At 62.9% G+C, this 23,502-nt stretch carries 22 protein-coding genes; 7 read left to right on the top strand and 15 right to left on the bottom strand.

Annotation, left to right across the window (positions count from 1 at the left end):
* Nucleotides 1-7: 7 nt before the first annotated feature.
* Genes ACVWW3_RS13935 through ACVWW3_RS13925 form a run of 3 tightly spaced genes read right to left on the bottom strand, consistent with a single transcriptional unit; the run spans nt 8 to nt 2,018 of the window.
* The gene (locus ACVWW3_RS13935; protein WP_456649591.1) at nt 8-406 is read right to left on the bottom strand and encodes an ACT domain-containing protein; all 399 of its coding nucleotides are present in this window, start codon (nt 404-406) and stop codon (nt 8-10) included.
* Nucleotides 406-1,710: a DNA polymerase IV gene (locus tag ACVWW3_RS13930; protein ID WP_456649592.1), complete on the bottom strand. Its 1,305-nt coding sequence runs from the start codon at nt 1,708-1,710 to the stop codon at nt 406-408. The genes ACVWW3_RS13935 and ACVWW3_RS13930 overlap by 1 nt, the downstream gene beginning before the upstream one ends.
* Nucleotides 1,707-2,018 (bottom strand): DUF3572 domain-containing protein, encoded by a 312-nt coding sequence (locus ACVWW3_RS13925; RefSeq protein ID WP_456663393.1) that lies wholly within the window; start codon nt 2,016-2,018, stop codon nt 1,707-1,709. The genes ACVWW3_RS13930 and ACVWW3_RS13925 overlap by 4 nt, the downstream gene beginning before the upstream one ends.
* 241 nt (nt 2,019-2,259) lie before the next feature.
* On the opposite strand from ACVWW3_RS13925, the gene ACVWW3_RS13920 reads away from it, so the two are divergent.
* The gene (locus tag ACVWW3_RS13920; protein ID WP_247340659.1) at nt 2,260-2,625 is read left to right on the top strand and encodes a response regulator; all 366 of its coding nucleotides are present in this window, start codon (nt 2,260-2,262) and stop codon (nt 2,623-2,625) included.
* A 14-nt stretch (nt 2,626-2,639) separates the two neighbouring features.
* The gene (locus tag ACVWW3_RS13915) at nt 2,640-4,013 is read left to right on the top strand and encodes a PleD family two-component system response regulator (RefSeq protein WP_247444324.1); all 1,374 of its coding nucleotides are present in this window, start codon (nt 2,640-2,642) and stop codon (nt 4,011-4,013) included.
* A gap of 815 nt (nt 4,014-4,828) precedes the next feature.
* On the opposite strand, the gene ACVWW3_RS13910 is transcribed toward ACVWW3_RS13915, so the two are convergent.
* The 5 genes from ACVWW3_RS13910 to ACVWW3_RS13890 form a co-directional block, all read right to left on the bottom strand.
* Entirely contained in the window at nt 4,829-5,101 is a 273-nt protein-coding gene (locus tag ACVWW3_RS13910; protein WP_456649593.1) for a hypothetical protein, read from the bottom strand.
* Nucleotides 5,102-5,878: 777 nt separating this feature from the next.
* Complete coding sequence (locus ACVWW3_RS13905) at nt 5,879-6,418, bottom strand: FkbM family methyltransferase (RefSeq protein ID WP_456672409.1); 540 nt, start codon at nt 6,416-6,418, stop codon at nt 5,879-5,881.
* A 231-nt stretch (nt 6,419-6,649) separates the two neighbouring features.
* Nucleotides 6,650-7,924 carry an IS256 family transposase gene (locus ACVWW3_RS13900; protein ID WP_456648077.1) on the bottom strand — a complete coding sequence of 425 codons (1,275 nt, stop codon included), beginning with the start codon at nt 7,922-7,924 and terminating at the stop codon, nt 6,650-6,652.
* A 1,504-nt stretch (nt 7,925-9,428) separates the two neighbouring features.
* The gene (locus tag ACVWW3_RS13895; protein WP_456672408.1) at nt 9,429-9,782 is read right to left on the bottom strand and encodes a hypothetical protein; all 354 of its coding nucleotides are present in this window, start codon (nt 9,780-9,782) and stop codon (nt 9,429-9,431) included.
* A complete protein-coding gene (locus ACVWW3_RS13890) occupies nt 9,734-10,012 on the bottom strand; it encodes a TetR/AcrR family transcriptional regulator (protein ID WP_456672407.1) in 279 nt (92 codons plus the stop codon). The genes ACVWW3_RS13895 and ACVWW3_RS13890 overlap by 49 nt, the downstream gene beginning before the upstream one ends.
* A 156-nt stretch (nt 10,013-10,168) precedes the next feature.
* Between ACVWW3_RS13890 and ACVWW3_RS13885 the strand changes: the two genes are divergently transcribed.
* Entirely contained in the window at nt 10,169-11,407 is a 1,239-nt protein-coding gene (locus ACVWW3_RS13885) for an MFS transporter (RefSeq protein WP_247444321.1), read from the top strand.
* A 960-nt stretch (nt 11,408-12,367) separates the two neighbouring features.
* Here ACVWW3_RS13885 and rpmG read toward each other — a convergent pair.
* The gene (rpmG, locus tag ACVWW3_RS13880; RefSeq protein WP_247321864.1) at nt 12,368-12,535 is read right to left on the bottom strand and encodes a 50S ribosomal protein L33; all 168 of its coding nucleotides are present in this window, start codon (nt 12,533-12,535) and stop codon (nt 12,368-12,370) included.
* A gap of 123 nt (nt 12,536-12,658) precedes the next feature.
* Nucleotides 12,659-13,984 carry an LLM class flavin-dependent oxidoreductase gene (locus ACVWW3_RS13875; RefSeq protein ID WP_456649595.1) on the bottom strand — a complete coding sequence of 442 codons (1,326 nt, stop codon included), beginning with the start codon at nt 13,982-13,984 and terminating at the stop codon, nt 12,659-12,661.
* Between the two features lie 217 nt (nt 13,985-14,201).
* Between ACVWW3_RS13875 and ACVWW3_RS13870 the strand changes: the two genes are divergently transcribed.
* A complete protein-coding gene (locus ACVWW3_RS13870; RefSeq protein ID WP_456649596.1) occupies nt 14,202-14,747 on the top strand; it encodes a hypothetical protein in 546 nt (181 codons plus the stop codon).
* On the opposite strand, the gene ACVWW3_RS13865 is transcribed toward ACVWW3_RS13870, so the two are convergent.
* Genes ACVWW3_RS13865 through topA form a run of 4 tightly spaced genes read right to left on the bottom strand, consistent with a single transcriptional unit; the run spans nt 14,748 to nt 21,086 of the window.
* Nucleotides 14,748-15,509 carry an NUDIX hydrolase gene (locus ACVWW3_RS13865; protein WP_456649597.1) on the bottom strand — a complete coding sequence of 254 codons (762 nt, stop codon included), beginning with the start codon at nt 15,507-15,509 and terminating at the stop codon, nt 14,748-14,750.
* A gap of 33 nt (nt 15,510-15,542) precedes the next feature.
* A complete protein-coding gene (locus ACVWW3_RS13860) occupies nt 15,543-15,983 on the bottom strand; it encodes a DUF983 domain-containing protein (RefSeq protein ID WP_456649598.1) in 441 nt (146 codons plus the stop codon).
* The gene (gene rnr / locus ACVWW3_RS13855; RefSeq protein ID WP_456649599.1) at nt 15,977-18,325 is read right to left on the bottom strand and encodes a ribonuclease R; all 2,349 of its coding nucleotides are present in this window, start codon (nt 18,323-18,325) and stop codon (nt 15,977-15,979) included. The genes ACVWW3_RS13860 and rnr overlap by 7 nt, the downstream gene beginning before the upstream one ends.
* Before the next feature lie 7 nt (nt 18,326-18,332).
* On the bottom strand, nt 18,333-21,086 hold the full coding sequence (topA, locus tag ACVWW3_RS13850) for a type I DNA topoisomerase (protein WP_456649600.1): 2,754 nt from the start codon (nt 21,084-21,086) through the stop codon (nt 18,333-18,335).
* A 228-nt stretch (nt 21,087-21,314) separates the two neighbouring features.
* Between topA and ACVWW3_RS13845 the strand changes: the two genes are divergently transcribed.
* Nucleotides 21,315-21,554 (top strand): hypothetical protein, encoded by a 240-nt coding sequence (locus ACVWW3_RS13845; protein WP_456649601.1) that lies wholly within the window; start codon nt 21,315-21,317, stop codon nt 21,552-21,554.
* Between the two features lie 158 nt (nt 21,555-21,712).
* On the opposite strand, the gene ACVWW3_RS13840 is transcribed toward ACVWW3_RS13845, so the two are convergent.
* On the bottom strand, nt 21,713-22,198 hold the full coding sequence (locus tag ACVWW3_RS13840; protein ID WP_456649602.1) for a winged helix-turn-helix transcriptional regulator: 486 nt from the start codon (nt 22,196-22,198) through the stop codon (nt 21,713-21,715).
* 119 nt (nt 22,199-22,317) lie between these two features.
* On the opposite strand from ACVWW3_RS13840, the gene ACVWW3_RS13835 reads away from it, so the two are divergent.
* Together ACVWW3_RS13835 and ACVWW3_RS13830 are read left to right on the top strand one after the other, a co-directional pair.
* Nucleotides 22,318-23,091 (top strand): SDR family oxidoreductase, encoded by a 774-nt coding sequence (locus ACVWW3_RS13835; protein WP_456649603.1) that lies wholly within the window; start codon nt 22,318-22,320, stop codon nt 23,089-23,091.
* Between the two features lie 175 nt (nt 23,092-23,266).
* On the top strand, nt 23,267-23,449 hold the full coding sequence (locus ACVWW3_RS13830; protein WP_354051611.1) for a hypothetical protein: 183 nt from the start codon (nt 23,267-23,269) through the stop codon (nt 23,447-23,449).
* Nucleotides 23,450-23,502 lie beyond the last annotated feature (53 nt).

Below are 23,502 nucleotides of genomic sequence, written 5' to 3'. Positions count from 1 at the left end.
TTTCGGGCTACGCTCCAGACGCCTCTTGCAAAACAGCCATCGCTTCGTCGGCCCGGTCAGCAGGCACGAAGAGATGGTCGTGATAAAAGGCCGACACAGCGTTCACGCTGATGCCGGCTGCGGCGAGACGCGCCGTGATCGCCGCCAGAAAGCCTACTGCATCGAGTGCGGAGTGAACCGTCAGCGTGATTAGGCGCGAGGCGAACGCGTAGCTTAGGCCTGCTGCTTCGGCCTCTTCGCGAGGGATCACGAGCGTGATGCCCTCCTGTTCGCGAAACGTCAGCAGCGGACTGAGCGCTGCGGGAATCGGCTGGTCTGTGGGGATCGCACAGAACACGAAGATGCCCGGCCGCATCTCCGGATTCATGTATCTCAGCAGCGCGTCGAGATCGCGTTCGCCTGTCATCACTCCTGCGCCTTTTCCGGCCCCTCATAGGCGATGCCTCGGATCACCGCGGCGCTGCCGAATTTTTTACGCAAGCTGTCCACCGCGCGCTCGGCGTGGGCGGCGCGGCGGTCGAGCATGTCGGTGTCGTCGGCGACCGAGCCCTCGCGCAGTGCGCTGACGCCGGCGCCCATCAGGCGGAAGGCGGTGCCGTCGATCTCCTTGGCCAGCATCTCGCGGCAGATCGAGAAGATCTTTGCGGCAAGCTGCGTCGGGGCTGCGATCGATTGCGAGCGCGTACGCTGGCGGAAGTCGGCGGTCTTCAATTTCAACGTGACGGTGGAGCCGGCAAGCTCGCTGCTCTTCAGCCGCGACGACGTCTTCTCGCACAGCCGCCACAGGATTTTCTCCAGCGTCGCGAAGTCGCGGATGTCGGTCTCGAACGTCGTCTCGCTCGAAATCGTCTTGGCGCCCCGATCAGGCTCGACGCGGCGGTCGTCGATGCCGCGCGCGAGCCGCCACAGCCTGCGGCCCTCGCTCGGAAACTGCCGCATCATCTCGATCTCGTCAGCCTTTTGCAGATCGGCGATGATGCGGAAGCCGCGCTGCACCAGCCGCTCCTGCATGGCCGGTCCGACGCCGAAGATAAAGCCGACCGGCCTCGAAGCCAGCATCTCGCGGGCTTCCTCCTGGTCGAGTGCGGCAAAGCCGCGCGGCTTGTCGAGGTCGGAGGCGATCTTGGCCAGAAACTTGTTGCAGGAGAGGCCGACCGAGACGCTGATGCCGATATCGCGCTCGATGTTTTGCGCGAACCGCGCCAGCACCTTGGCCGGGATCATGCCGTGCACCCGCTCGGTGCCGGAGAGATCGAGGAAGGCCTCGTCGATCGAGAGCGGCTCGACCAGCGGCGTCAGCGCCTGCATGGCCTGGCGAACCTCGCGCCCGACCCGGACATATTTGGCCATGTCGGGCCCGATCACCGTCGCGTGCGGGCAGGCTTCCAACGCCTTGTACATCGGCATGGCCGAGCGCACGCCATACGTGCGTGCGATGTAGCAGGCGGCCGACACCACGCCGCGTTTTCCCCCGCCGATGATGACGGGCTTGTCGGCGATCTCAGGATTGTCGCGCTTCTCGACCGTCGCGTAGAAGGCGTCGCAGTCGATATGGGCGATGGTCAGGGTTGCGAGCGCACGGTGGCGGACGACGCGAGGGGAACCGCAGGCGGAACAGCGCCGCAGGCCCAGGCTTTGGATGGCCATGTCCAGATCGGCCGAACAATCCCGGCAAAAGCAGAGAGGCCCGGCCGCCTCCGGAGCGGTCACGGCACGTCGCGCTCCCAATGGCGGTCGCCGAGCGCTTCGCCCAGGACCTGCCGCGCCGCAGCAACGTTGGTCGGATGCAGCTCCGCAGTGTCCGCAAAGGCCTTCACGGTGGCGTCATCGCGCATCACGAAATCGAGCACGCTGAGGAGGAAATTCGGGTCCGAGGCGGCATTGCGCAACATCTCCGGGCCGACCCCCGTCTCGGCCAGGAACAGGCCCAGCCGCTCAGGCTCGCCGGCGACGAAGGATAGCGCCTGAAGCGCAACGATTTCAGCGACTTCGCGGGGGTTGTGAACAGGCTTTTTCACGTGGCCGGTTTGCCTTTCCGTTAACTTTCAGTGTCTACTTTGGAGTCATCATGCCCGAGTCTCGTGCCCAAGTCTTGCGACCCCGGACAAGCAACTGGAAACCACATCGCAGAAAGTCGGCCCCCGGGTTTAACGAAACTCAAGCGAATCTGAGGCTAGTTTGAATCCAGTTTTCGAAGCGCCGGTGAGCGGCGCCTGAGGCGGCACATGTATCGGTCTGTGGACCAAACAGGAGGGCGGGATGGCTAAGACCGTCCTGATCGTGGAAGACAACGAGCTCAACATGAAGCTCTTCCGCGACCTGTTGGAAGCGCACGGCTACCAGACCTCGGGTACCAGCAACGGCTACGAGGCGCTCGACCTCGTGCGCAAGACGCGGCCCGACCTCGTGCTGATGGATATCCAATTGCCGCAGGTCTCGGGCCTGGAGGTGACGCGCTGGATCAAGGATGATCCGGAGCTGCGCAGCATTCCCGTCGTCGCCGTCACGGCGTTCGCGATGAAGGGCGACGAAGAGCGCATCCGCGAGGGCGGCTGCGAAGCCTATTTGTCCAAGCCGATCTCGGTCGGCAAATTTATCGAGACGGTCCGGCGTTTCATCGGATAGGAAGTGAGTTCACAGTGTCCGCGCGTATCCTCGTCGTCGATGACGTTCCTGCCAACGTCAAGCTGCTCGAAGCCCGCCTGTCCGCCGAATATTTCGACGTGATGACCGCCTCGAACGGCACCGAGGCGCTGGAGATCTCGCGCCGGTCCGAATGCGACATCATCCTGCTCGACGTCATGATGCCGGACATGGACGGTTTCGAAGTCTGCCGCCGCCTCAAGACCGATCCGGCCACGCATCACATCCCTGTCGTGATGGTCACCGCGCTCGACAGCCCGTCCGACCGCAACCGCGGGCTGGAGGCCGGCGCCGACGATTTCCTCACCAAACCGGTCTCCGACGTCGTGCTGATCGCGCGCGTGCGCTCGCTGACGCGGCTGAAGATGATGACCGATGAGCTGCGCATGCGCGCCATCACCTCGCTCGAAATCGGCATGCAGGCGCCCGAGCGCACCGCCGTGGCCGACACCGGCAAGGGCGGCCGCATCCTCCTGGTCGACGACCGCCAATCCTCCTACGAGCGGCTGGCGACGATCCTGGCCGCCGAGCACACTATCGACGTCGAGCCGAACCCGACGGAAGCGCTGTTCCACGCCGCCGAGGGCAATTACGACCTCCTGATCGTCTCGCTTGACCTCAACAATTTCGACGGGCTGCGGCTATGCAGCCAGGCGCGCTCGCTGGAGCGTACGCGCCACGTGCCGATCCTGGCGATCGCCGACCCCGAGAACTCGACGCGGCTGCTGCGCGGCCTCGAGATCGGCGTCAACGACTATCTGCTGCGTCCCATCGACAAGATCGAGCTGCTGGCGCGCGCCCGCACCCAGATCCGCCGCCGCCGCTACACCGATCATCTGCGCGACAACGTGCAGAACTCGATCGAGATGGCGATCACCGACGCGCTCACCGGGCTGCACAATCGCCGCTACATGGAGAGCCATCTCGCGACGCTGGCCGAGCAGGCCGCGACCCGCGGCAAGCCGCTGGCGCTGATGATTTTGGACATCGACTACTTCAAGTCGATCAACGACAATTACGGCCACGACGCCGGCGACGACGTGCTGCGCGAATTCGCCGTGCGGGTGCGCAAGTCGATCCGCGGCATCGATCTCGCCTGCCGCTACGGCGGCGAGGAATTCGTCATCGTGATGCCGGAGACCGATCTCCACGTCGCCGGCATGGTCGCCGAGCGGCTGCGCCGCTCGATCGCGGGCGAGCCGTTCGCGATCCACAAGGGCACCAAGCGCATCGAAGTCACGATCTCGATCGGGCTGACCACGTTGGAGCAGAAGGGCGAGGCGGTTGGCGACGTCCTCAAGCGCGCCGACACCGCGATGTATCGCGCCAAGCACGACGGCCGCAACCGCGTGGTGTCGCAGGCCGCGTGAGGCCGCTCGCACAGGGCCGCGCGAAAAAAAACGCGAAAACAACCCCATGCACAGTAGCCGGTGATGGTGAAATCAACGGCTTACGTCGGCCGCAAAACGGCTGATGCAGACAGCAACGCCGTTTGACTCGTCGGGCAAAACAGGGGCATGCTGCTAGCATCCCGAACGTCAACAAACTGCGCCGTCATTCCCCGCGACCCGGCTACGTCAAGGCTTCGCCGAGGTGAGGTCCAGTGGCGCCGAAGCTTTTAGCGTGGGCGGCAGGCGGGGAATCCAGTCCGCCGCAGCGTCTCGGCTCAAGCGTTGCTGCCCGCACCGGTGAACGCGGCCTTAGGATGCGGGTCTCGGTATCCTTGGGGAGCAAACTTGCCGCCGCTGCCGAATGGCTTCGTCTTCCTCGTCGATACCGACGGGGCATTTCTCACGGATGCCGATGGCGCTTACCTGATCGAGGCAGCCTGATGACCATGACTCACACTCTTTCGCCCTTCGCCGTTGGGTGCGCGACTTCCAAGACTTCAAAGTATTCATCGGGTGGGCGCAACTTCATTAAAGCATGTGAATCTGGAGCAAAAGGACCCCAGCTTCAGGGCGGTGAAGCTGGGGCTGTCTTGAGGCTGCCCTTTGGGGAAGGCAGTCGCCCCTTGGCAAAGGGCAACGGGAAAACTTTGCCATCGGCAGGTCGTTCCAAAGCCATTCGTCGGCCGCAGAATTCCCGGATTTGTTGCGGCAAGCCGCTCCCTCAGGGGTATCGGCTCGCTCTCTTCAAAGGACCGCTCTTGGACTTTCCGAGAGCGGCTGTTTCGAATGGCTTGTCAGGCAGCCTTTTCCTTGAGTTGGAAGTCCATGGTCCAAGTAGAATTTCCCGGCTGCCTTCGGAATATCCATATCGTCACGGTCGAACCGGGTGGGATGACGATGCTGTCCCCTTCGTGCATCGTGAATTGACGGATGTTGCTTTCGGTCGCCCAAATCGAATGGGAATAAACGTCCTTGTCGCTGGTCTTTGTGCAACTCAGAACTCCTCCCTTCAAAACGGCGCGGGTGGCGGTCTGGCTGAGGGACGAGTCCATGTGGATGGTAGTCATCGGCAATCTCCAAGGGCATGAAAAACGCCAGATGCTTCCTTGCGTTGTTGTCGCGTGTCAAGCGTCACCTGAGATCTTCCACTTCCTTCAAGCCGCTTGATATGTATCGACAAATCGAAACCGCCGCCGCCCTGGGAGGCGACGGCGGTTCTAGCCAAAGGTCCTAATAAAAGGTGGGGCGGCCACCCAATACTACGCTCCGGTGGCGCATGAGCTTGTTTAATATCGAGGCGGAGCGCAAGCCGTTCCTCTCAGGGACGAAGCCTCAGGCGACGTTCGGCAGGTGGGACGGTTACGAGTGTCAGGACAGATATCGATTTTCGAGACTTCGGAGTTTTTGGCGTCGATCGTAGTGTAGGTGCACCGCAGGCGCGTCGCTCCGCTTCTTTGATCCGAGTTCGAAGTTCTTCCAATTCTGAGAGCTGAGAATTGAGTTCGTTCAACCGTTGGGCAAAAAGGAGACCGGGAGAGTTCTTCATCAATGCCTCCAACACAAAGCCGCTGAAAACTCTTAGCAAAAGAAAGGGCAGGCAGCCGCACTGGGCGGTGAACCGAAGGAAGGTATCGGATTTTAGCCCTGCTTTCTGTGCACTTTTATGAAACTGCTCACATTTTCCGCTGCATTCGAACTTCGACCCTATTGTAGGGCGCCTGTTCGCTCCCTTCAGGAAGCCAAGATGCTTTTCAATCCCTTAACCAGCCTGGAAATTCTTCAGGTTGGTTTGGAGGCACTCCCTGGTGTTGTCGGCGAGAATCCACTGGAGATCTTGGAGTGACCTATCTCGTCATAGAAGGCGCAACATATTTGTTATTTAGGTAAAGGATGATCTCGCCTCGGGTGAAGATAGAGAAGTCTCGCTCACCGAAGGCTTTCTGAAAGGCTCGGCTGCTCTTTGCCAACGGCAGCAGCTTCCAGTCATGTGGCTCGATGAAGACTACGCACACGTCATCCAACCAGGCGAGATTGTCTGTGAAGAGGTCGCTCTCGAATCCTTCGATGTCGATTTTAGCAATAAGCAGCGTTCCGTTTTTTACTTGTTCGAGCGCGTCATCGATGGTCACGATGTCTATTTCGCCCGTCGATGATCGCGCAGTTTCGTGACCCCACGATTGGCCGCTGGAGTTTGAGAGGGTTGCTGAACCCGACTTGGAGCCGATGGCTGCCATAATTGGAATGATGTCGCTGTGACTTTGCGTGTTGTTTTTCAGGACCCCGTAGTTCTTCGGATCGGGTTCAATCGCCACTGTGACAGAGCCTGGATACTTTTCGGAGAACCAGATGCTCGCCAACCCGATATTTGCTCCTGCGTCGACGATTACTGGCGTTTTGCCACTCGAAACAATGTCCGCATGTCTGGCGGCGATCGCCTTCTGTATGACGGTCGTGTTGAACCAGTACTCTTGCTGAACGTAGACCTGACGAAGCGTGAGATAGTCGCTATCACGTCGACGAATGGTGACCCGCGAACTTCCGGGCAGTTGTAGGGAAAGGGGGGGATGTCCCGATCGGTGTTGAACTACGTCGGGCCGACGTTGCCGGAGTGAATGTTACGCGGCCCTCGTGACGTGGGCAACGGGCTTGATCGTCATGCGATCGTGGTGAGCTTGAAGGGCCGCACGCAGAACCGACAATTGCTTATGCGCCTTCAATCGTCGGAAGCCCTTGTTGGCCTCGATCATGCCGGCCGCGACCCATCGCAAGGCCATACCGGCATCCCGCCAGCGTTTGACGTTGCGCGTGACGCGGCGAATGGTGCCCATCATGTTCTCGGCGATGTTGGTACAGGCGAGCGATCGACGAAGCTCCTTCGGCAGCTTCAACCGGACGACAGTCAGGATTTCGTCGAGGCCTTCGAGGATGCTGGCCGCTACGCCGGGCCATTGCTGGTCGAGTCGACGCGCGAGATTGCGGATCAATTTTTCAGCCTTGTCGGCGTCATCGAGCTCCCAGGCCTGGCGCAGCACCCGACGGGTGGCCGCATGATGTTCTTTCGGCAGGCGTTCCACGATGTTGCGCGCCTTGTGGATCTGGCAGCGCTGGATCGCAGCGGCCGAACCGAAGGTGCGGCGGATCGCCTTCGACAACGCTTTCGCGCCGTCGGCGATGAACAGTCTTGGCACCGTCGGGTCGAGCCCGCGCGAGACCAGGTTGTCCAGCAGGGCCTGAACCGTTGCGGCATTCTCGGTCGCCCCTTCCACCAGAGCCAGCGGATGCTTGTTGCCTTCGCCGTCAATCCCGATCGCGGCGACCAGCACGAGATCGTCGCCGAGATGCAGCCCATCGATTTGGACCACTAGAAGGTCGAGCGCGGACAGGTCGGCAGCCATGAAGTCGGCCAGCCGCGCCGCCGACAGCGCTACGAACCTCCGCGAGGCCGCCGACTTCGAAACCCCCGATCCGGGCGGTGCCGGCACGTCACCCTCGGGCAGCCGGACAGCGCGGCCGAACCGGCGCGTCGACACATTGATCAGCATCAGGTTCATCGCCCAGCGACCGAGCCAATCCTCCTGCGCCGCCGTTTCCCAGCTCGGGATCGTGACCTCGCGGCCGTCCACGCCCCGGGCCCGCGGGCGCTCGACCTCGATCTTGCCGCCGTGGAAGCCGATCCGTCCCCGCGTTCGGCCCCAACGGTGCGCCCGCCGCGCCGCGTCGCGACCGTGGCGCAGCCCGCAGGCTGCCGTGACATCCGCCTCCATCATCGTGCCGAGCGCCTCGATCCCTGCCGCAAGGCAGAACCGATCGAAGCTCGCCCGCACTTCTGCAAAAGCTTCGTCCACAGCCCCGGTCGCCGGCGAACCAGCCAGTGTGATATCTCTCGTCATGGCGTTGCTCTCCTTTGTGGAATCAGCACCCCGAGCCTACCGGCTCAAGGTGGGCAACGCCGACCTCTTCAGAAATTCAACAGAACCCGGGACATCCCCGGAAAGGGCGCCTTCGCCGGACATTGATCGAGCGCCCTGCATGGTAGCGTACAATCCTAGAGCATCGAGGTCGTGCGCCAGATGAGTAATTTTGCTCAAGATTCTTGAAATCATGATCGCCCCACTATCTACTGCGGATCAAAGGTTAACTGTTGCCGGCATGCGCCTACTTACTCAAGCCGCGCGGCAGCGGACGTCACCGACGCGAGATCACTTCTCTCACTGTGTATCCCACAGCAAAGCCACTCGCGAAGATCGCCAGAAATACAAATATACCAATCATTGCGTCCAACTAAACTGCACCATCCTAACGTCCTCCGCTGCAATCCCAGCAAGGGCGACCTGTCGGCTTGGTTTAGTCCCTCAGGGATATCGGCTCGCTCTCTTCAGGGGAGCGTCTCTCGGGCATTGGACCGATCTCTTCGTCCCAGCGCTTGGAGAGGTTTAAGGGGAAGCCCACCATCCGTCGGGGAATGACTCCAGCAAAGTCCAATCGACTTGGTTGTCGTTGTCAGGCGGGCTGATAGCTCCTGCATTCCTGCTTGGTGGCGCGTGGCGACGGAGGCGGACAGACAGGGCGCCCGGTTCACGCCTTCGAAGGCGGCGCGAAGCAGGATGTGTCAAGCGTAATGGAGGCACACCGCGGGCGCTTCGCTCTGCTTCTTCGACCAGACCTCGAAGATATTCCAATTCTGAGAGCTGAGAAGTGAGTTCGCTAAGTTGTTGGGCATAAAGGATTGCGCGAGAGCTTTGCATAAATGTCCTCCCCAGCACAAAAACACTATCGGGAAAAAGTAGAAAACTACCATGGGCGAACATCGGATTTCAATACGTCAGGCTCACTGCCTCAGGGCGCTGGTTCGGCCAGCGCGGTCCATGACGCGCTCAGGAAGATGTCGGCTGGCCCGGAGGCGATTGAGTGCTCGGGGGCGACTGCAATGGAGGCACAATGCAAGCGCGTCGCTCCGCCTCTTCGACTTTAAGCCGGAGATCTTTCAGATCTGACAGTTGAGAAGAGAGGTCGTTAAACCGTTCAACAAGAAGGGTCGCGTGATCAGCTTGCATCAACGCCTCCTGAGGTCTGCAGACCAAATTGTCCAGACAGCAAAAGGACCCCAGCTTCAGGGCGGTGAAGCTGGGGCTGTTGAGGCTGCCCTGGGGAAGGCAGCCACCCCTTGGCAAAGGGCAACGGGAAAACTTTGCAATCGGCAAGTCGTTCCAAGCCCATTCATCGGCCCCAGAATTCCCAGATTGTTGACGCAAGCCGCTCCCTCAGGGATATCGGCTCGCTCTCTTCAAGAGATCGAAGGGTGAAGCACGGTGAACTGGGTTGGACGTTCGGGGGCGTGCTCGCCTATCCGGGCTTCTTGCGGCGAGCGGATCGGGTTCTGATCTATCAGCGGCTTCAGGGATACCGGGCCGCCCGCTTGCCTGCCTTCACTGCAGCCTTATCTCCCACATCCACCCCCGCATTCCGCAGCAGCACCTTCGCCGCTTCCTTCGCCGCGCACGCCATCGCGGGGTCGTCACGCACCAGGTCCTGCGCGATCGAGCCGTCGACCAGCAGCACGAGCTGTGTTGCCAGTGCCTCCGCGTCCGTAACGCCGAGTTCGTTCAGCCGGTCGCGAAACCAGACGCGGCGGCTTTCCTTGAAGGCGATTGCGATCTTCTTCACGGCGCGATCCGCCGGGCCAAGCTCGGCGACCGCGTTCACGAACGGGCAGCCGCGAAAATCCTTGGCCGCAAAACGCCGCTCCAGCGAATCGAAGGTGGCGAGGATCTGCTCGGCCGGGGCCTTGTCGGAGGCGCGGGGGGCTGCACGAAGCGGCGTTCGAGATACGCCGCGATCAGCGCGTCCTTGGAGGGGAAGTGGTTGTAGAGCGTGCGCTTGGAGATGCCGATCTCGGCCGCGATGGTATCGACGCCGATGGCGCGAATGCCTTGCAGATAGAACAGCTTGTCGGCGGTCTCGAGGATCCGCTCTTTCATCGTCTGTGGGGCGGGCGGGGGAGCCATGCGGCGGTGAATGTCCTGTTCGCTTGACAGCGCACGCTATCCATAGCCTAAGTACACAGGTCTGTGTAATCAAAATCAACGAGCGATGCAGACGACGGCGCGCGCGCCGCGCCGATGAGGGAGGAGAAAATGCCCCTGCTGCAGGTCCTGCGTCCGACATTGCCTATCCTGATCGGCGCCTCGATCATGCTGACGCTGAGCATGGGGCTGCGGCAGAGCCTCGGCATCTTCATGCAGCCGCTGACGCACGACATTCATCTGTCGATCTCCGACTTCACGCTGGCGTTGGCCGTGCAGAATCTCGCCTGGGGCTTTCTCCAGCCGCCTATAGGCGCGCTGACCGTGCGCTACGGCTTTCGTCCGATCATGATTGCCGGATCGTTCATGTACATCGCGGGCTTGGTGCTGATGGCGACCGCCAACGGGCTCGTCAGCATCATGATCGGCGCCGGCGTCCTGATCGGGACGTCGCTGGCCTGCACCGCGGCTGCGATCGCGATGTCGGTGGCGGCGCGCGCGGTGCCGGCGACGGTGCGCTCCACCGTGCTCGGCATCGTCTCCGGAGCGGGCTCGCTCGGCGCACTGCTGTCGGCGCCGATCGGGCAGATGCTCAACGAGGGATTCGGCTGGCGCGCCGGCCTCGTCGGCTTCGTCGTCATGTCGGTGCTGATGATCCCTGCGGCCTGGTATGCCGGGCGTGTCGACGCGATCCCGCTGCCGAAGCCTTCCGCCGATGACATCGGCGATGCAACGGCCGCGACCGCGGCGAAGACCGCGTTCGGCAACGCGTCCTTCGTGGTGATGACCTGCGCCTATCTGGTCTGCGGCATGCAGCTCGTGTTCCTCACCACGCACCTGCCGTCTTATCTCGCGATCTGCGGCCTCGATCCGATGCTGAGCGCGCAGACGCTGGGCATGATCGGCGGCTTCAACGTGCTGGGATCGCTGTTCTTCGGCTGGGCCGGCCAGCGCTGGAACAAGCTGGCGCTACTCGGCGGTATCTACATCCTGCGCTCGCTCGCACTCGCCTGGTACTTCATGCTGCCTGCGACGCCGGCCTCGACGCTATTGTTCGGCGCGATCATGGGCTTCCTCTGGATGGGCGTCGGCCCGCTGGTCGCGGGCGCGGTCGCCGAGATGTTCGGCTTGCGCTGGCAGGCGATGATCCAGGGCCTCGCCTTCATGAGCCACCAGATAGGCAGCTTCCTCGGCGCCTATGGAGGAGGGGTGATCTACGACGCGCTCGGCTCCTACACCATGGCCTGGCGCATCGGCGTGGCGCTCGGCCTCGCCGGTGGCATCATCCAGGTCGCGTTCGCGCTGATCCGGCCGTCGCAGCCCCCGGCGCCGGTGTTACGGACGGCGTAGGCTATCGTCAGTTTGCGAGCTTTGAACGGACGCCACGCTGCTTGGCACGAACGTTCGTCTGATACGGAAACGGATCGGTAAGCTGAGAACTTTGCTCCAAGCCATTTTCCAATCTCCGCTCAGCAATTACGAGATGCGACGGTAGGATCGAGCGCCTGCCCTGGGAAACAAAAATCGACGAGAACTACGCAAAATAGAAGTTAGAAGAATCTGCCGCATTTGCATAGCTCCCGGTTGCGTCAGTGTGACAAGCTAATCCAGCGGGACACAAACAATGATCCGGGAACGCCTCGGGCCGGCATCGGTTGGGAACGACCAACTCGATTGCTTTGAGGGCCGCTATGCAAGAGGAACACCTGACCATCGACCAGTGCGACGAACTCGCGAAAGCCCTGCGTGAAGATGCCGCTCGCTTACCGCATGGACCGGGGAAAGGGAAAACCTTTTGCAATTGGCGAAGGGTTACCACGCCCTTGCAAACATGAAAAAAATGGTTCTTGCTGCGATGAATTGACTGTGTCCAATGGCCAATGATGTCGGTTATCGGCTCGTTGTCGACATCGAGCGACTCGGCTTCAGCGTCGTCTTCTGCGCGCATAGCGGACGCGACATTTCCAGAAGCACGCGTCCTCGCGCTCTCGCGCCCCGTACGCAGCGCAGCGCTTCTTCAGTGGTGCGCTGCTGAGCCGGGGCCCACGTCTCTGCAGCGTGTTGTGTTGCTTTCTGGGTCCCGGCTCGACGCAGCAGCGTTTCACGCTGCAGCGCGTCCGGGACACGAGAGAGAACGTGCGGGGCGCAGTCGCAGTCCTCGCGCCAACGCCGGGCGTCTGGTTGCCGGCCGCCTTTCCGGAAGCTTTCCGAAATGTGAAAGCGCTTGCATCAGCGCAGACACGGAGAGAGGCACAAATAAAAACGGGGCCCGAAAGGGCCCCCGCAAAACTCAGCAGCGTTTTGCCGATCTTACTTGATCTTGGCTTCGCGGAATTCGACGTGCTTGCGCGCGACGGGATCGTACTTCTTCTTGACGATCTTGTCGGTCATGGTGCGCGAATTCTTCTTGGCGACGTAGTAGAAGCCGGTGTCGGCCGAGGACACGAGCTTGACCTTGATGGTGACCGCTTTGGCCATGTTCTGAACCTCAACAATAAGGGAATCTGGAGCCGGCCAAACGGCCCGCGTTGGGCGGCAACCTAGCCAGAAACCGCGTGTTGTCAAGATTTTAGGGGTCGAAAAGCACTCAAATCGCCCCGATCACCCCTCGAAGAACCGGTTTTTCGGCCGCGGCAGGCCCAGATTCTCCCTCAAGGTGGGCCCTTCATACTCTTTGCGGAAAATCCCGCGCCGCTGCAGCTCCGGCACGACCTTGTCGACGAAGTCGTCGAGGCCGGCGGGCAGGAACGGGAACATGATGTTGAAGCCGTCCGAGCCGCGCCCGACCAGCCATTCCTCCATCTGGTCGGCGATGGTTTTTGCGGTGCCGACGAAGGACAGCCCGCCATAGCCGCCGACGCGCTGGGCGAGCTGGCGCACCGTGAGCTTGTCGCGCGCGGCGAGGTCGACCATGCGCTGCCGGCCGCTCTTGCTGGCATTGGTCTCGGGGATTTCGGGCAGCGGGCCATCGGGATCGAAGCCGGAGGCATCGGTGCCGAGGATGACGGACAGCGAGGCGATGGCGCTGTCGTAGTGCACGCGGCTGTCGAGCAACGCACGCTTCTCCTTGGCCTCGTCGACGCTGTCGCCGACCACCACGAAGGCGCCGGGCAGGATTTTCAGATGCTCGGGGTCGCGGCCGATCTTCTCCATGCGGCCCTTGATGTCGGCATAGAGCTTTTGGCTGTCGGCGAGGCTGCCGCCGCCGGTGAACACTGCCTCTGCTGTCTCGGCCGCAAGCTGCCTGCCGTCTTCCGATGCGCCGGCCTGCACGATCAGCGGCCAGCCCTGCACAGGGCGGGCGATGTTGAGCGGCCCGCGCACCTTCAGATATTTGCCGTTGTGCTCGAGCACATGCATCTTCGCGGGATCGACGAACACGCCGCTTTCGACGTCGCGCACGAAGGCGTCGTCGGCGAAGGAATCCCAGAGGCCGGTGACGACGTCGTAGAACTCGCGGGCGCGCTTGTAGCGCTCGGCGTGCTCCATGTGGTCGTCGAGGCCGAAATTCAGCGCCGCGTCGGGGTTCGAGGTGGTGACGATATTCCAGCCCGCACGTCCGCCGCTGAGATGGTCGAGCGAGGCGAAACGCCGTGCCACGTGATAGGGCTCGTCAAAGGTGGTCGAGCCGGTCGCGATCAGGCCGATGCGCTCGGTGACGGCGGAGAGCGCCGACAGCAGCGTGAACGGCTCGAACGAGGTCACGGTGTGGCTGCGTTTGAGCGCGTTGACCGGCATGTTCAAGACGGCGAGGTGATCGGCCATGAAGAAAGCGTCGAACTTGCCGGCCTCGAGCTTCCTGATCAGCGTCTTGATGTGGCCGAAATTGAAATTGGCGTCCGGCCAGGCCCCGGGATAGCGCCAGGCGCCGGTGTGGATGCTGATCGGGCGCATGAACGCGCCAAGCTTGAGTTGCCGTTGTGCCATCGCCCCGTATCCGTTCCTTGTGTGGTTGAAGAAGACATAGGCACGCCGGGGAACTCCGCCATCGGTCAAGGCGGGAAGATTCTTTTGTTTTTCGCGACGCACTCAGCACAATTCCGTCATTCCGGGGCGCGAGTCTGGAACGACGGCGAGGGGCTATCGAACCGATCCGCCGCTCGCTCCGACCAAGCCATGACTTCGGCTCGTGAGGAGGCCTTCAATGGCAGACGCTATGACCGTGGACGGCAATATCGTCCGCATCGACCGGCCCATGCCCTGGGTCGGGCGGCTGCTGTCATTGCCGCTGCTGGCGGCGAGCGGCTATCTGCTGTGGAATGTCGCGCTCGGCCTGCGCCAGGATTTTGCCGGCTTCGGAAGGCTCGCCGATGATCTCGTGCCGGTGCTGGTGTTCACGGGGCTCGGGCTGCTCGTCGGGATTCCCGGAATCATCCTGTTGACGTTCCGCTATTTCGTCGTGCTGAACGAGACGCTGCGCCAGATCGTCATCACCAGGCAGTTCGGTCCGCTGAATTTTCGCAAGCGTCGCGATCTCGCCGACTATCATTTCATTGGCATCACCGACGACTACGATCTGCAAGCGACGACGTACGACGTCAATCTGTGCGGCAACAAGGGCACTGAGCCGATCGCGCTGATGAGCTTCACCAAGCGCGAGGAAGCCAGCCAACTCGCCAACGAGCTCGGGCGAGCGCTGAACCTTCCCGCGCGCGACTATGTCGGCACCGAGCCGGATGCCGACGAGTAGTCAGCTCAAAATATCCTTCTGCATCTTGCCGCCGTAGAAATGGAAGAACGGCACCGGCGCATCGTGACGGAGCGGGCCGGTAGCAAGGCGCGTGTGGAGTTCGTTGAGTACGTTGCGGGTCATCGGATGCAGATCGGCGAGCGGCTTTGAGCCGAGTTCGACCCAGACCAGCTCGACAAGTTCGGCATCGGCATGGATCACGCCTTCGACGTGATGGGTGATCGCGGAGGCGTCCGCCGTGAAGAAGCGCGTGTCGAACCGCTTGACGCGGCCGGGCGGGGTGATCGCGCGCGCGATCAGGAACAGGCTGGAGGGATCGGGCAACAGGCCAGCATCCGCGAACGGCTTCCAGGCACCTTCGAGTTTGGCTTTGCCCTCGAACTTGTCCTGAATCTTGCGCCCGAGGCAGAGGCCGGTCTCCTCACAGGCTTCGCGGATCGCGGCAATGGCGAGCGACTTCGCACGCGAGGCCGGGGTCTTCGGGCTGCCCTTGGCGAGATTGGCTTCGAGCTCGGCGGTGATCGGCGCCGCGCACGGCACGCGATAATCGTCCTTGTCGACGCGGCCGCCGGGGAAGACGAACTTTCCGGGCATGAACACCACCTTGTCGTGGCGTTTGCCGACCAGGACTTTTGGAACGGCGCCGCTGCGATCGACCAGGATCAGTGTGGCCGCATCCCGGGCACGGAAATAGGGATGGTGGTCGGCTTCCTTGCCCTCGTGGATCTTTGCCTTCTCGGCTGTCTGCGACGTATCCGTCATGTCCTCACCCAAACCGCTTCTTGTTTATTTTGCTTACACCGGCGGAATACCATCCTGTGGGTTCTCGTCAAACCCGTGCATACGCAGAGCCCATTGCAATCCGACCACGGCGCCCTTGACCGGCTGCAGCAGTGCGAGCGAGGCGACGAAGGTGAAGGGCAGATAGGCCGCGAAGCTGATCCAGACCGGCGTGGTGTAGTTGGTCTCGATCCACAAAATAGTCGGCACCACGATGTGGCCGACGATGACGATGACGAGATAGGCGGGCAGATCGTCGGCGCGATGCGGCGTGAAATCGAGGCTGCATCTGGTGCAATTGTCCGCCGTCTTCAGGAAGGCGCGGAACAGCTTTCCTTCGCCGCAGCGCGGGCAGCGGCCGCGAAAGCCGCGCTTCATGGCAGTCCAGACGTCGCGCTTCTCGACGAGGCCGGTCTCGCGGGTCCAGAGTTTTGGGGCTGTGCTTGTTGTCACCACGCCTTGCCCTTCTGTCCTTGGCCTTTTCCCTTGGCCTTTTTGCCCTTACCGGGCTTCTTCTGCTTCTCCGGCTTGCCTTTCTTGGCTGGACTACGCCCGGGATGCGCCTTGAACGAGGGCCGGCGTTGCGGGCCAGATGACCTGCGGTGCCGTGGCGCGGTTTCGCCCGTGGAGGACAGCAGCTCGAAGCGTAACGCGCCTGCGATGGGTGCTGCTTCGATCAGGCGGACGTCGACGACGTCACCGAGCTGATGCATGGTGCCGCTGCGCGTGCCGACCAGTGCGTGGCGGCCTTCGTCATAGTTGAAATATTCCGCGCCGAGGGATCGGATCGGGATCAGGCCGTCGGCGCCGGTCTCGGCCAGCTTGACGAACAGGCCGGCACGCGTGACGCCGGAGACGCGGCCCTGAAAACTCGAGCCGATGCGGTCGGCGAGGTGATGGGCGATCAGGCGGTCGACGGTCTCGCGCTCCGCCTTCATCGCGCGGCGCTCGGTCACCGAGATGTGGGCGGCGACCTCGCCGAGAGTTTCCGGCGTCTCGCTGTCGGGCAACGCGCCGTCGCCGAGGCCGAGCGCGCGGACCAGGGCGCGGTGCACGACGAGGTCGGCATAGCGGCGGATCGGCGAGGTGAAATGTGCATAGCGGCGCAGGTTCAGGCCGAAATGACCGTAGTTCTCTGAGGAATATTCCGCCTGCGCCTGGGCGCGCAGCACGACCTCGCTCACCAGCGGAAAGTGGTCGTGGCCTTCGAGCTGCGCCAGCACGCGGTTGAACAGAGCGGGGCGCAGCGCGCCGCCCTTGGCGAAGGGGACGTCCAGCGTCGCCAGAAACTCGCTGAGCGCGTGGACCTTCTCCAGCGTTGGCTCGTCATGCACGCGGTAGATCAGCGGCAGCGACTTCTTCTCGAGCATCTCCGCCGCCGCGACGTTGGCGAGGATCATGAACTCCTCGATCAGCTTGTGCGCGTCGAGCCGGTCAGGCACGACGACGCGGTCGACCGTGCCATCGCTCTTCAGCAGGATCTTGCGCTCGGGCAGATCGAGATTGAGCGGATCGCGCTCGTCGCGCGCGCGCTTGACGCAGGCATAGGCGGCATAGAGCGGTTTCAGGATCGGATCGAGCAGGGGGCCTGTGGTGTCGTCGGGCCGGCCGTCGATCGCGGCCTGTGTCTGCGCGTAACTCAGCTTCGCTGCCGAACGCATCAGGATGCGGTGGAACGTATGCGAGCGCTTGCGGCCGTCGGGGCCGATCACCATCCGCACCGCGAGCGCGCCGCGCGGCTCGCCCGGCACCAGCGAGCAGAGATTGTTGGAGATGCGCTCAGGCAGCATCGGCACGACGCGGTCGGGGAAATAGACCGAGTTGCCGCGGTCGAGCGCGTCGCGATCGAGCGCGGTGCCCGGCTGGACGTAGAAGCTAACGTCGGCGATAGCGACGTTGACGATGAAGCCGCCTCTGTTGTGGGGATCGTCATCCGGCTGCGCATGCACCGCGTCGTCGTGATCTTTCGCGTCCGGCGGATCGATGGTGACGAGTGGGACGTCGCGCCAGTCCTCGCGGCCTTTCAGGTTGGCCGGTTCCGCCGCTTCGGCTTCGCGCTCTGCCGCGGGGCGGAATTGCAGCGGAATGTCGTGCGCGTAGATCGCGATCAGGCTGATCGCCTTCTCCGACTTGACCGAGCCGAGCTTCTCCTTGATGCGGCCTGATGCCAGGCCGAAGCCGCGCGAGCGGATGATGTCGACGCTGACGAGATCGCCGTCCTGCGCGCCGTGCATCTCGGTCGGGGCGATGTTCAGCTCGCGGTCGGCGGACTTCTTGTCGACGGGGATGATCCGTCCGCCACCTTCGGGCAGGCTGCGGAAGACGCCGAGGATGCGGCTCTTGGTCTTGTCGAAGACCTTGATGATGTGGCCGCGATAGGCCGGGCCTTCGGTCTCATCGGAGCGCTCGACGCGCAGCAGCGCGCGATCGCCGATGCCGGCCGCGGTGCCGGGCCTTGGCCGGCGCGGCATTGTGATGAGGATCTTTGGCGGTTCGCCGCCCTCGACCTCGTCCCATTCGGTGGGGGAGGCGACCAGCTCGCCGTCAGCGTCGCGGCCGGTGATGTCGGCGACCAGCGTCGACGGCAGGCTGTCGGGCTCTGAGATCGTGTGGCGTCTTTTCTTGACGAGGCCGTCGTCGGCGAGCTCGCGGAGCATGCGCTTGAGCTCGACGCGATCGGCGTTCTTCAGGCCGAACTCGCGCGCGATTTCGCGGGTTCCGACCTTTCCGGGATTTGCCTTGATGAAGGCGACGATGGCGTTCCGGTCGGGAAAGCCACGGTCATTGTTACGTTTCACTTAGCCTCTAATTGGTGCCGGCACTCTTCTTGGCCGGAGCTTTGGCGCCAGCTGCCTTGGTCGGCGACGTCTTGATGGCCGAAGTCTTGGCCGACGACGACACGGCGGCGCGCGCCTTGCTGGTGGATTCGGATTTGGGTTTGGCCGCCTTCTTCGCGGCCGGCTTTTTGGTTTTTGGCGCGGCGTCATCGCCGCCCGCGGCCTTCTTGGCCTTGGCCTTGGCCGGCTTCGCCGTCTTCTTCGGTTTCTTGCCGCCACCCTTGGCCGCGCGTTCGTCGATCAGCGCGATCGCCTGCGGCAGCGTGATGGCATCTTTCTCGATGTCGCTCGGGATCGTTGCGTTGACGCCGCCGGCTGTGACATAGGCGCCGTAGCGGCCGCCCTTCACCGTGACGGTGCCGAGGGTGGGATGATCGCCGATCGCCTTGCCGGGATCGGCGCCGAAGCGGCGGCTCGGGCCTTTGGCGATCTTCTCCGCGATCAGCGTGACCGCGCGGTTGATGCCGATGTCGAACACCTCGTCGCCGGCCTCCAGGCTGGCATAGGTTTTCTCGTGCTTCACGAACGGCCCGAAGCGGCCGAGACCTGCCGTGATCGGCTCACCGGTCTCCGGATGCTTGCCGATCTCGCGCGGCAGCGACAGTAATTTGAGCGCAAGCTCAAGCTCGACATCGCCGGGCGAGGTGCCGTTCGGAATGCCTGCGCGCTTCGGCTTCTCGCCTTCGGCATAATCCTTCGCCTCGCCGAGCTGGATGTAGGGCCCGAACCGCCCCGCCTTGACCCAGACATCACGACCAGTATCAGGATCCTGGCCAAGCGAACGGTCGGCGGTCGCCTCGCCGTCGGCGGCAAGCTGACGGGTGTAGCGGCATTCCGGATAGTTCGAGCAGCCGACGAAGGCGCCGAACTTGCCGGCCTTGAGGTTGAGCCGGCCGTTGCCGCAGCTCGGACACTGCCTGATGTCGCCGCCATCCGTGCGCGGCGGATAGATGTGCTGTCCCAGCACCTCGTCGAGCACGTCGAGCACCTGCGCGACGCGCAGATCCTTGATCTCGTCGACGGCGCCGATAAAGCCGGTCCAGAAATCCTTCAGCACCTGCTGCCAGGAGATCTCGTTGTTGGAGACGCGGTCGAGCTGCTCTTCCAGATTGGCAGTGAAGTCGTATTCGACATAGCGGGCGAAGAAGCTTTCGAGGAATGCGACCACGACGCGGCCCTTGTCCTCGCCGTGCAGGCGCTTCTTCTCCAGCTTGACGTAACCGCGGTCCTTCAGGACCTGGAGGATTGAGGCATAGGTCGAGGGTCGGCCGATGCCGAGCTCTTCCATGCGCTTGACCAGCGAGGCCTCGGAGAAGCGCGGCGGCGGCTCGGTGAAGTGCTGGGTGACGGCGAGCGACTGCCGCTTCAGTGCGTCGTTCGGGCTCATCGCGGGCAGGCGGCGCGAGTCCTCGTCCTCCTCGTCGTCGCGGCCTTCCTGATAGAGTGCGAGGAAACCGTCGAACTTCACCACCTGGCCGGTCGCGCGCAGATCCAGCGTGCGGCCGCCGGCTTTCGCCGTGATGTCGACCGTGGTGCGCTCGAGTTCGGCCGATTCCATCTGGCTCGCAATGGTGCGCTTCCAGATCAGCTCGTAGAGTCTCGCCTGATCGGCATCGAGCCTGCGGCTCATGCTGTCGGGGCGGCGGGACATATCGGTCGGGCGGATTGCTTCGTGCGCTTCCTGGGCGTTCTTGGCCTTGGCCTGGTACTGGCGCGGCGCGTCGGGCACGTAGGCGTTGCCGTAATCCTCGCCGATCACCTTGCGCGCCTGCGTGATCGCGGACGGATCGATCTGCACGCCGTCGGTACGCATATAAGTAATGAGTCCGGTGGTCTCGCCGCCGATGTCGATGCCCTCATAAAGCCGCTGCGCGATGCGCATCGTGTGCGCCGGCGCAAAGCCGTATTTGCGGCTGGCTTCCTGCTGCAGCGTCGAGGTGGTGAAGGGCGCCTGCGGATTGCGCCGGGCCGGCTTGGCATCGACGGAGGTAACGGCAAAGGCCGCTGTTTCCAGCGCCTTCTTGAAGTCTTCCGCTTCCGCGCCGGTGCCGATGTCGAGACGCTGGATCTTCTTGCCGTCGGCGCCGATGAGACGCGCCTCGAAGGCATCGCCGCGCGGCGTCAGCAGGGTCGCGACCAGCGACCAGTATTCGCGGGCGACGAACTTCTCGATCTCGAGTTCGCGGTCGCAGACCAGCCGCAGCGCCACCGACTGCACGCGACCGGCCGAGCGGGCGCCGGGCAGCTTGCGCCACAGCACGGGGGAGAGGGTGAAGCCGACCAGATAGTCCAGCGCGCGGCGCGCCATGTAGGCGTCGACCAGCGCGCCGTCGATCTGGCGCGGATTCTTCATCGCGTCCGTGACGGCCTGCTTGGTGATGGCGTTGAACACCACGCGCTCGATCTTGTGGTCTTTCAGCGCGCGTTTCTCTTTCAGCACCTCCAGCACGTGCCAGGAGATGGCCTCGCCCTCGCGATCAGGGTCGGTCGCGAGAATCAGGCGGTCAGCGCCCTTCAGGGATTTTGCGATGTCGTTGAGCCGGCCGGCCGCTTTGGGGTCGATCTCCCAGATCATCTTGAAATTGGCATCGGGATCGACGGAGCCGTTCTTCGCAGGCAAGTCCCGGACATGGCCGAACGAGGCCAAAACCTCGTAGGACGAGCCCAGATATTTGTTGATCGTCTTGGCTTTCGCCGGCGACTCCACAATGACGATATTCATGTAGTTCCAGTAACTTACGGGGAAATTTGGGGCCGAATTCGATGAGATTCGGGTCGGCCGTTTCGTCCCGAACATGGGTGGTGCGACCCTCGCTGTCAAATCGAGGGCTGTTGAAAGCCGTCCCGATGGGAAAAGTTTCATATCGAGAAAGTTGCAAAATACCACCTTTGAGTTGCGGTCGATGTCGGCGTAATGTTTCTGCGGGGATATGGATTCGGGTGGGGTCTGGTGACTAGGCCAGGAAAGAAGCGGGCGCGCGCCGTATCAGGCGCTTCGGGAGGCTCGCGTCACGAGGAACCGGGCGAGGGCGGCGTCGAGGAGGCGGTAGCCTTCATCACCGAGCAGGTCGGCGCATTGCGCAAGCTCGCCGAGCGGCACAAGCTCGACGTGCTGCATTATCTCCTGGGGATGACCAAGCTGGAAGCCGACGAGCATCTGCGGCTGCGGAGCAAGCGCAAGCTGTCGTGAGGGCGCCGGCCAGTATCAGACCCGTCATCCTGAGGTGTGAGCGGCGCGATGCAAAGCATCGCGCCGGGAGCCTCGAAGGATGAGCGGTTGGGATGCAGCCGGGCTGTCATCCTTCGAGGCTCGCCCTGCTTTGCAGGACGAGCACCTCAGCATGACGGTCAAAGATCTGAGCGCGCTGCAGCCGACCGCCGCCGCGGCGCCGGCCGCGGCTTCAGCATCGTATCGGCGGGACTGAGCAGCCGCCCGTCCTCGGCGCGCATTTCGAGCTTCTTCACCGGGCGGCGCTTCTCGCGATCGACCAGAATCGTCGCGATCTCCTCCGGGTGATCGTCGAATTCCTCGCTCCATTGCCGCAGCGCCACCAGGATCGGGAAGGTGCCGCGGCCCTTCTCCGTCAGCACATACTCCTGATACGCGCTGCCGTCGGAAGCGGGGGCGGTTGCCAGAATGCCGTGGTCGACCAGCACGCGCAGGCGCGCGGACAAAATGTTCTTGGCCATGCCGAGCTTGTTTTGAAACTGGCCGAAGCGGCGCAGGCCGAACCGCGCCTCGCGGATGATCAGCAGCGACCACCAGTCGCCGATTGCGTCCAGTGATCGCGCAATCGGGCAGGCATCGCCCTCGAAGCTCGTTCGTTTCACCATCGTCTTCGTTCCGTCGTGCCGTGCGTTTTGACATCAGTCACGCGCTTGTGTGGTTGCATCATAAAACCATAGGCCCTAGATGGCAATCTAGTTTTATGATGCAACCACTGGAGGCGAGCGTGAGACTGAAGAACAAGACGGCCCTGATCACCGGCGGCAACAGCGGCATTGGATTGGCAACGGCGAAACTTTTCGTGGCCGAGGGCGCCAAGGTGGTGATCACCGGGCGCAACAAGGAGACGCTGGAGGCTGCGGCGAAAGAGCTTGGCCCGAACGCGCTCGCGCTCGCTGCCGACGCCACTGACATCGCCGCGACGGAAGCTGCAATCAAGAAGGGCGCCGAAAAATTCGGCAAGTTCGACATCGTGTTCGCCAACGCCGGGATCGCCGGCGGCACGCCGCTCGGTTCGTCGACGCTGGAGGTCTTCGAGAAGGTCATCCGCACGAACCTCACCGGCGTGTTCTTCACAGTTCAGTCGGCGCTGCCCTATCTCAACGATAATGCCTCGATCGTCCTCAACGGCTCGGTGATCTCCGTGCTCGGCATTCCCGGCTACTCGGCTTACGGGGCTGCGAAGGCGGGCGTGCGCGCGATGGCGCGGATCATGGCATCAGAACTGTCGCCGCGCGGCATCCGCGTCAACGTGGTCTCGCCCGGCGCGACCCGTACGCCGATCTGGGGACCTGCGACCGCGACACCCGAAGCCGAGAAGGCGTTCGAGAAGCGGATCTCGCTGTCGACGCCGCTCGGCCGCATTGGTGAAACAGATCACGTTGCGAAGACGGTGCTGTTCCTCGCCTCCGATGATTCCGCGCATGTGCAGGGCCAGGAGATATTCGTCGACGGTGGCGCGGTCGCTTCTCCGAGCGGCGCGCCGATCTATCGCGGCTGATCAATCTTTGCGAAAATTGAATCGGTCGGCGCCGCGGCAAGCGGTTGCGCCGGCCGGTTCCCTCGTCCTGCGAGACGTTTTTCTGAACCTTGCGTGAGGCGTTGAACCTTCGCTTGCGCTGCAAAGACACTTTTTACGGGCAGGGTCACAAGACCCATTTTCAAGGGAACCCGATATGCCGAAGGCAGCTCGCATTTCATCGTCGATTTCGGCACCGCGTATTTACGCCGAACGTTCCGCCATTCCCGCCAAGCGGTCCGACACCTCCGAGTTCATCGGGGTGGCTCTTTTCGCCGGCATCGGTCTGTTCGTTTCGCTCGTCGCCGTCATTCTCGGCGTTCAGGGCGCGTGGTTTTAATTTCGTCGAACTCGCAGCCGCCGCCGGAGTCCGGCAGCGGCTGGTGTCGGCGT

The organism is Bradyrhizobium sp. LM2.9, assembly GCF_054056555.1.
Note: the sequence above shows the minus strand (reverse complement) of the source record. Positions and strands in the feature narration are given on the sequence as shown.